The sequence below is a fragment of the Chloroflexus sp. genome (assembly GCF_056331925.1).
This window is the reverse complement of sequence record NZ_JBWGQH010000058.1, coordinates 1-1,348: the sequence shown is the minus strand read 5'-3', so window position 1 is coordinate 1,348 and position 1,348 is coordinate 1. Positions and strand designations below refer to the sequence as shown.

The 1,348-nt window shown below is 52.0% G+C and carries 2 protein-coding genes; both read right to left on the bottom strand.

Annotated features, from left to right (window positions below; genetic code table 11):
* Window positions 1–287: 287 nt before the first annotated feature.
* Window positions 288–1,070 carry a hypothetical protein gene (locus AC01ZF_RS17515; RefSeq protein WP_476575546.1) on the bottom strand — a complete coding sequence of 261 codons (783 nt, stop codon included), beginning with the start codon at window positions 1,068–1,070 and terminating at the stop codon, window positions 288–290.
* Between the two features lie 4 nt (window positions 1,071–1,074).
* Window positions 1,075–1,348 (bottom strand): hypothetical protein (locus AC01ZF_RS17510; RefSeq protein ID WP_476575545.1); only part of this gene is annotated, 274 nt, incomplete at its 5' end.

The window sequence follows — 1,348 nt, the reverse complement described above, 5'->3', positions numbered from 1 at the left end:
ACAGCCATAGGAATATACCACAAACATGCGTTCGCGTTTGGTTCAAAACACCAAAATCCCCGTGAGGGGATTGAAACATGCTAATGAACTTTTTTGTACAACCCTGATAAGGTTGTACAACTCATCTTGACCGTTGTAATCCCCCGACAGAACACGCACCATCTCTTTTTCGCCAGTCACCATATTACCCTCCTTGTTCTAAATGACGCGGAGCACTCACCCCGCGTCTTTGAGTAACCCAAAACAGGCCCCGCCAACGTCTGTATCTAGGCGTTGGCGGATGTTCATTACTTTTCCTGAAGCTTTGCCAGTAACTCTTCAGGAACGCGCGCTTGTGTGTACTCCGGCATATCGCGGAGTACTTGCGCCGCGTATTTCGTACCAACCACCGCCTCTACCAGTGCCCGAATTTGGGCGTCGGTCAAACACCGGATAACATACTCAGGTGCCCAACAGAGTACCCCGCAAGCTGCCTCCGGCCACTGGACTTGGCGGGTAAACACATCGTCCAATCTCTTTGTGATGTGTTTCATATCCGCCAGCCGGCGAATGTCTTCCGCCTGCAGTCGCCGGAGGGTGTACTCCGGTGCTCGGTAAAGAATGCGCTCAGGATAACTGAGACCGTCTTCAGTTACCCACCGGACTAGGCTCCGAAGAGCACTGTCCGGAATTGCCCCCGCCACATGTTGTGGCAGGAGGCAAATTAATTCAGGCAAGCCGTCCTTTCGGGCGAGAATTAAATATTCTACTAAATCCTCGAACGTCTTTTTGCTCAATTTATTCACCACCCACGGTGGTGCGTGGATGAGGAAATACTTGAGCCAATAAGCCCGCTCCCCACGGGCCCACGGACAAGAACCACCTTGTATGGTGTTAAACCATACAAGCTCGTCGATAAACCGATTGTCTAATCGGTTCGCCAAGGACTCTGGTGTCTCAACCAGAGCAGCAAGGACAGCTTCCGAGCTCCATTGAACCGCATTGAACAGTTCCTGAAGCTCCTCCTCGGAATACAGGCCGAGAACAAGTATCCTTCTTACTTCTTGGTTTAATTTCCCCCGTTCGATCATTTTTCTACTCCTTTCCTTGTGCTGCGTTCCGCAGTTTTTTGATTAGTTCGCCCAACCAATTCTGTGTGTACTCCGGCATTTCTTGGAGTACACGCGCCGAGTACTTCGGCGAACTGGCCACCGCCTCCACCAGTGACCGAAGTTGGTCACTGGTTAACTGCCATATCACATACTCAGGCGCACGACACAGCACCTGAGCAGCGGTTTCCGGCATCCGGAGGGCAGCACCTGCCAATAGGCGGATGTCCCTCGTATGAAGCCGCCGGATGATGTACATC